7 protein-coding genes are annotated in these 6,000 nt (G+C 61.4%); 3 read left to right on the top strand and 4 right to left on the bottom strand.

Translation table 11 applies throughout. The features are described from left to right. Together AC5ZG1_RS38345 and rfbA are read right to left on the bottom strand one after the other, a co-directional pair. A partial coding sequence (locus tag AC5ZG1_RS38345) for a GDP-mannose 4,6-dehydratase (protein ID WP_496135991.1) occupies nucleotides 1-383 on the bottom strand: 383 nt, incomplete at its 3' end. A 12-nt stretch (nucleotides 384-395) separates the two neighbouring features. Continuing rightward, entirely contained in the window at nucleotides 396-1,271 is an 876-nt protein-coding gene (gene rfbA, locus AC5ZG1_RS38340; protein ID WP_130229139.1) for a glucose-1-phosphate thymidylyltransferase RfbA, read from the bottom strand. Nucleotides 1,272-1,579: 308 nt separating this feature from the next. On the opposite strand from rfbA, the gene AC5ZG1_RS38335 reads away from it, so the two are divergent. After that, nucleotides 1,580-1,813, top strand: coding sequence for a hypothetical protein (locus tag AC5ZG1_RS38335; protein WP_456642950.1), 234 nt, complete (start codon nucleotides 1,580-1,582; stop codon nucleotides 1,811-1,813). 10 nt (nucleotides 1,814-1,823) lie between these two features. Here AC5ZG1_RS38335 and AC5ZG1_RS38330 read toward each other — a convergent pair whose 3' ends face one another. Further along, nucleotides 1,824-2,903, bottom strand: coding sequence for a hypothetical protein (locus AC5ZG1_RS38330; protein ID WP_456642949.1), 1,080 nt, complete (start codon nucleotides 2,901-2,903; stop codon nucleotides 1,824-1,826). Nucleotides 2,904-3,699: 796 nt separating this feature from the next. Between AC5ZG1_RS38330 and AC5ZG1_RS38325 the strand changes: the two genes are divergently transcribed. After that, nucleotides 3,700-4,083: a hypothetical protein gene (locus AC5ZG1_RS38325; RefSeq protein WP_456642948.1), complete on the top strand. Its 384-nt coding sequence runs from the start codon at nucleotides 3,700-3,702 to the stop codon at nucleotides 4,081-4,083. A 180-nt stretch (nucleotides 4,084-4,263) separates the two neighbouring features. Beyond that, nucleotides 4,264-4,698, top strand: coding sequence for a hypothetical protein (locus tag AC5ZG1_RS38320; RefSeq protein WP_456643048.1), 435 nt, complete (start codon nucleotides 4,264-4,266; stop codon nucleotides 4,696-4,698). Nucleotides 4,699-4,781: 83 nt separating this feature from the next. Here the strand turns inward: AC5ZG1_RS38320 and AC5ZG1_RS38315 are convergent, their stop codons facing one another. Then, nucleotides 4,782-5,648, bottom strand: a complete 867-nt coding sequence (locus tag AC5ZG1_RS38315) for a VOC family protein (protein ID WP_496135990.1) — start codon at nucleotides 5,646-5,648, stop codon at nucleotides 4,782-4,784. Between the last annotated feature and the right edge of the window lie 352 nt (nucleotides 5,649-6,000).

Raw genomic sequence — 6,000 nt, 5'->3', positions numbered from 1 at the left:
CGCTTCTCGGGCGAGAGCGTGCGCCAATGGCGCAGCGCTTCCTGCAGGATGGTGAAGGTGCCGACGATGTTGGTCTGGATGAATTCGCCGGGGCCATCGATCGAGCGGTCGACATGGCTCTCGGCGGCAAGGTTCATCACCGCGTCGGGCTGGTATTTCTCGAACAGGCGGCGGAGCCCCGCGCCATCGCAAATGCATTGCTTCTCGAAGCTATAGTTCAGGTTCTGAGCGGCGCCGGGCAGCGAATTGGGGTTCGCCGCGTAAGTGAGCTTGTCGATATTGACGACGCGGGCATGGGTGTCACGCAAGAGATGACGCACGACGGCGGAGCCAATAAAACCTGCGCCGCCGGTGACAAAAATAGTCGAGCCCTTGAAACGCATGATGAGCTGCCTCTAATGCTCAAACGAACGATAAACCGACATTAAATATTCGCCGTAGCTGCTCTTGGCGGTCTTCTGCGCCACCCTGGCGAAGGCCTGGAGCGAGATGTAACCCTGGCGCAGCGCGATCTCCTCGGGGCAGGCGATGCGCAGGCCCTGGCGCTGTTCGAGGATCTGGACGAAATAGCTGGCATCGACGAGGGATGCGTGCGTGCCGGTGTCGAGCCAGGCAAAGCCGCGGCCGAGCACCTCGACGTAGAGATCGCCGCGATCGAGATAGGCGTTGTTGACGTCGGTGATCTCGATCTCGCCGCGCGCCGATGGCCTGACCTTGGCGGCGATGTCGACAACGTCGTTGTCGTAGAAGTACAGCCCGGTGACGGCGACGTTGGATTTCGGCTGCTTCGGTTTCTCCTCGATCGAGAGTGCGCGGCCTCTATTGTCGAGCTCAATCACGCCGTATTGCTCGGGCGTCTTCACGACATAGCCGAACACTGTGGCGCCCTTCTTGCGCTGCGAGGCCGCGGACAGCATCTCCGGCAGACCGTGGCCGTAGAAGATGTTGTCGCCCAGGATCAATGCGACGGGGTCGGTGCCGATGAACTCCCGGCCGACGATGAAGGCGTCTGCAAGTCCCCGCGGCGTCTCCTGCGTGGCGTAGGAAAAACGGACGCCGATCTCGCTGCCGTCGCCGAGCAGCCGCTGAAACAGCGGCTTGTCCTGCGGAGTGGAGATGATCAGGATGTCGCGGATGCCGCCCAGCATCAGCGTCGACAGCGGATAATAGATCATCGGCTTGTCGAAGACGGGCAAGAGCTGCTTTGAGACCACCGTCGTCGCCGGGTAGAGGCGCGATCCCGTCCCGCCGGCGAGGATAATGCCCTTCATGATCAATCCCGATTTAAATATAAAGCGGGTTATAAATAATCCGATCTCATTATAAAAATAAAGCTGGATATAATATTAATATTTATTGCCCCGATTAATCATGCGGTATTATAATACGGGCGCTCATCGAGCGCGGCTTCCCGCCGTGCCAACCTGGCGCGTTTGCGTGGTGATTTCGGAGTTGATATGCCACTCGTGGGACGTGGCGCTGGACCAGGAACGCGCTGACCGTTGACCAGATTTCAACCGGTCCCGGACCGGTAAGACACGTGGGTTGCGCTATGATGGCCAGGGCTAATCTCGTCGGCTTGATCACCGCTTTTGTTGTCTTGTGCGCATGCAATACGAAGGCGCATGCGATTTCCGTCGAGGTGGCGCGGGCCTGCGATGCCCTGGTGGCCAAGACGTTTCCTCCGCGCCAGATCGGCAATCCGGCCGCCGGCAGCGCCAAGGGGACGGGCAAGGATCAGCGGGAATTCTTCAACAAGTGCGTCGCGAACGGCGGCAAAATGGACGCCGAGCCTGCGAAGGACACGAAATAACCAATCCCTTTCAGCGCTTGGAGGGCTTTTGCTCGCGCGTCGGGCAGGGCGAATAGAAGGCGCCGTTCGCGGCGTTGACGCGCTCGACGCATTGATTGGGATCGGTCACCTGTCCCGACACCGAAAAGTCATATCCGACGCCTTTGACGACCAGGACGTATCGGCCCGGTGAAAGCACCAGGCCCTCGTTCTCCGGTTGTATCAGCAGCATCTTGGGCTGGTCCTCGACGGGGCCGATCTTGAACGGAAAGGACGCGCTGCGAATAACCCAGGAGTCGCCGCCTGGCGTCATCTTCGCCGTGCCGGTGCTGTCGACACCCATCGTCCGCGAGACTTTGGCGACGACGCGGACTTCGACCGGGCCGGCGGAATCCGGCCCCAACTCCGGCCTGAACGTAATGAATTTGACATCTCCGCTCGGAACGCTGGTTTGGGGTGGGATCGGGATCGCGGCCGAAATGGCAACCCGGCGGTCCGGGACCTTGCCCGGCAGCAGCTTCAACTCCTGCAGTTGCCCATCGCTCAGGACAAAAACGCCGAACGTGCTGGGAAGCGGAAACCTGGGCTCCGCCGCGGGGGCAGGGGGAGCGGCCGGTGCCTCGGCCACCGCCTGCGGACGCTCGATTGGCGCGGCTTCGCGCGGCGCGGGTGGCGAGCTCTGGAACGCAGTGACAAGTGATCGCGCCGATTGCCAGTAGAAGACGGCTGCGCCAGCGATTGCGAGAACGAGGAAGAGCGCTGCCAGCCAGATGGCTGTACCGAATACACCCGATCGTTTTGATTGCTTGAAAGGAGAGGGCGCCGCCGTCGGGCGCGGCGCTCTTGCCGGGGGCGCCGCTTCGGCCGCCAAGGACGGTGGAGGGGGCGGCGGCACGATGTCCTGGCTTCGCTCGGCGAAGATGCGTTCGACCTCGCCGATTGCGCTTTCGAGCATCTCCATGGTCTGCCGCGAATACCTGGCGTCGCCATGTCCGAATTGCTCGAGCAGCCGGATGCGGGCCAGTTCATAGACCAGCTCGCGCATTTGCGTCGGATCATTGGCGACGGACTGCACCCGCGCGGAGAGAATGCGAATGAACTCCGTCCTCATCGCCGAATTTTGTGCAGTGTCAGACGGGTCGCCGGAAGCAGTCATTGCAATTGATCAAACATCTTCCCTCTGCCTAGCAGCAAGAGCGCGGACCTCAAAGGCCGATGCATGATCTGTGGATGCCGCCACCGCTCGCCCGAGAGCGGATGGCCATAAGGCGCTTGCTTTTGCCGGAAAACCTGCAACATTCCGGGTAGTCATTCTTTAGTTGGTACTTGATATGCGCGGCGTCCTGCCAATTCTGGGTCTTTCAGTCGTTTTGATGCAACCGGCGCTGGCGCAGGGCATCAAGGATCCACCGAACTACCCAATGTCGGCTTCGCAGCGCGCGCAGAAGGCGCAGACAAGTCAGAGCGCGTCACGGCCTACGACGATTCGCAACGTTGCAACCGGCAGCCTGCCCGCGGGCATGGCCGTGCAGCGCGTGTATCGGGACGGCAAACTTGTCGCACTCCCGCGATATTAGATTCGGGAACCGCAGGCGGGCTTAAGCGTTTCTCGTCGCTCAGGAGGCAAGGCGATGAAGGGCGTATTGTTGTTCGCGGTTGTACTGATTGTCCCATGCGCCGCTGCGGCGCAGGGGGTGAGAGACCCGTCGACCCCGAATGCGAACTCGGTCATCGTCGTAAATCCGCCCCAGCAGCCCGCGCGTCCGACCGCGACGCCCAACGTGCCGACGTACATACCATCGCCACCGCTTGGGGTACGGCGTGCGTTTCCCGCTCGAACAGGCGCTCGGGGAAGCGGCAGCCGGTATTAAGCGCACTTATCTCCGGTTGCGCGCGGTGGCAGCAAAATGAACGGATTGAAGACGGCGGCCACCATTGTTCTTGCGCTCAGCATCCTCGATGGCGCAAGCCTCTCCCGGGCTCAGGAAGATATCGCGGCCAGCGTCACGGATGATGGTCCGCCGCCTGAAATATCCCGCAACGCGTGGCGGCAGAGGATCGAGGACGCGAAAAGAAGGGCGCGGGAAGTCGCGCGCGAGAGGCGGGAGCACCCCGAGCTCTACATGCCGATTCCCGAAGATCCCGACCTCATCGCCACCGAGCGCGTGCTCAACGACGAAAGCCTGCAGACCGGCGACATCGTCTCAACCAACAAGGGACTATTTGTCTTCCGCGGCCGCATCGACCAGCCGCGGCGCCAGGAAGATTTCGTCCCTTTGTCCGCGCGATGAGCCCGGTGGCTGCGACCGGGTTGGCTGGCTAGCCCGGGTTTTGCCGGCCGGTGTGGCCTGCGCATAAAGAACCCAAAGCGGGTGCTTGACGCGGGCCCGGACAACTCGCACATCCGAGCGAACCGTCCAACGGACGCCATCAATGCCCGCGATTTTGCGCTGCAAATCGGTCAGAAAATTATGGCCCCACGCCCGAGCACCCGCATCGCCCGAAAAGCCCGCCACAAGGCTGAGGCGGATTTTGCCACCTGGCTCATGATGGCCAAGCTCGGTAGCTTCGATGACTTACCTCCAAATGCGCAAGCGTTCCTGCTTGACTATCGAGCCAGGCTTGAGCGGATGAGCGAGGCCGAGTCGAAGGTGGTGGCAGTTCGCGAAGTCTACGCCAGCTACTATGGCGAGATGGGCGGCCTTGGCCCGGCGCCAGAACTGGAAGCCCTCGTGACGTCAGTAGATAACGGCGCCGTGCGGTCGCAGGGACAGCGTAAGCCGCAGCCCGCTCGGCTGGCCGCGTCGGCCCCCAACAGGCCAGCCGTCCGAAAATCCGTGCCGGCCCTGCTGATTTTCGCAGCCATGGTGGCTTTGATCGTCGCCTACAAATTTCTGATGAATTAGAGCGTTTTCGAGCGAAGCATGCCCTCGGACTTGATCCGAGGGTGGACACCGGTTCGCGCGAAGAAAACGCGTCAAAAAACAATCTAACGCTTCGGCTTGGGAAGTACCATCCTGCCCTGGGAAACAACGCCACCCCACTTGGCGGACCAAGCGACTTCCGAGGCGGAGGGTCGCTCGGCGACGTGCCCCCGAGCACCCTGCAGCGCAAACAGCGCGCCCTGGGGATCGACACATCGCGCGATCCAGCAGCCATCGGGCAATTCGATCGGCCCCTGGAGAACCCGGCCTCCGCCAGCATTCACGCGCTTGGCAGCCGCGCCGATGTCGTCGACATTGAAGTAGTAGAGCCAAAACGGTTGCGACACGCTCGGAAGCTTGGTGAGCATGCCGCCGATCGTCTGCCCGGCCGCCGAAAACAATTGATACAAATCTGCGGGGTCGGTTTCAGCGTTGGCTTTCCGCCAGCCAAAGAGCGCGCCGTAAAAATCAAAGATCTTGTTCCGGTCTTCGGCCAGCAACTCGTGCCAGCCCACGCGCCCGAGCTCGTCCAACGCGACGGGTTGCCGTTGGCCATATGTCAGCCCAGTGACCAGCGCAAAAGTCGCCTTTTGCGGATCGGCGACCACTGAAATTCGGCCGATATTGCTGCCCGTTGGCGGTAGCAAGACTGCGCCTCCAAGACGCCCGATCTGTGTGGTTGTCGCATCGATGTCATCGACTGCGACGTAGCCGACCCATCTCGGCGTTGCCCCCAATCGCCGCCCTTCCTCCGGCAGCTCCATAAGCCCGCCAACCGGAACGTCGCCGGCGCTGAGCACCGTGTAGGCCAGTTCCGGAAGCGACGCATCCTTCACACCCCAGCCGACGACCTCGCCATAAAAGGCACCTGCTGCCGCGAGGTCCGTGGTCAGGAGTTCATACCAGGCGAAGCGTCCGAGTTGATTGATCAAGCCAATTCCTCCGCTCACGCCTGGCGACGATTGCGCACTGCATCAAGTCGCGCTCTTTGCAATCCGCGTTACGGCGCGGACCTCGTTGCGATGGACGAAAATGCACCGGCTTCGTTCATGAAGATGAATGCTATCTGAACGAGTGTCGTTACATTTTCGTGTGTGCATCAATCTTGCCTGCCTTATTTGCTCGGCGTAGGATCACTCCAACGAAGATCCTTCTTGCAACATCGGAGGATGCGACCATGGCGCGGGTGAAGCAAGCTTCGAAAAAGAGGCGAGTAACCAAAACCGCCGTACCGGCGTTGGGAGTCGCTGGACTAACTTTTTCGCTAGCCGGGAGCGCATCGGC

The sequence above is a fragment of the Bradyrhizobium sp. Leo78 genome (assembly GCF_059512425.1).
Note: the sequence above shows the minus strand (reverse complement) of the source record. Positions and strands in the feature narration are given on the sequence as shown.

Excerpts from the sequence above, each read along its gene's own strand:
- AC5ZG1_RS38320 (WP_456643048.1), top strand. The coding sequence starts at position 4,264 with ATGGCCCCACGCCCGAGCACCCGCATCGCCCGAAAAGCCCGCCACAAG.
- AC5ZG1_RS38330 (WP_456642949.1), bottom strand. The coding sequence starts at position 2,903 with ATGAGGACGGAGTTCATTCGCATTCTCTCCGCGCGGGTGCAGTCCGTC.
- AC5ZG1_RS38325 (WP_456642948.1), top strand. The coding sequence starts at position 3,700 with ATGAACGGATTGAAGACGGCGGCCACCATTGTTCTTGCGCTCAGCATC.
- rfbA (WP_130229139.1), bottom strand. The coding sequence starts at position 1,271 with ATGAAGGGCATTATCCTCGCCGGCGGGACGGGATCGCGCCTCTACCCG.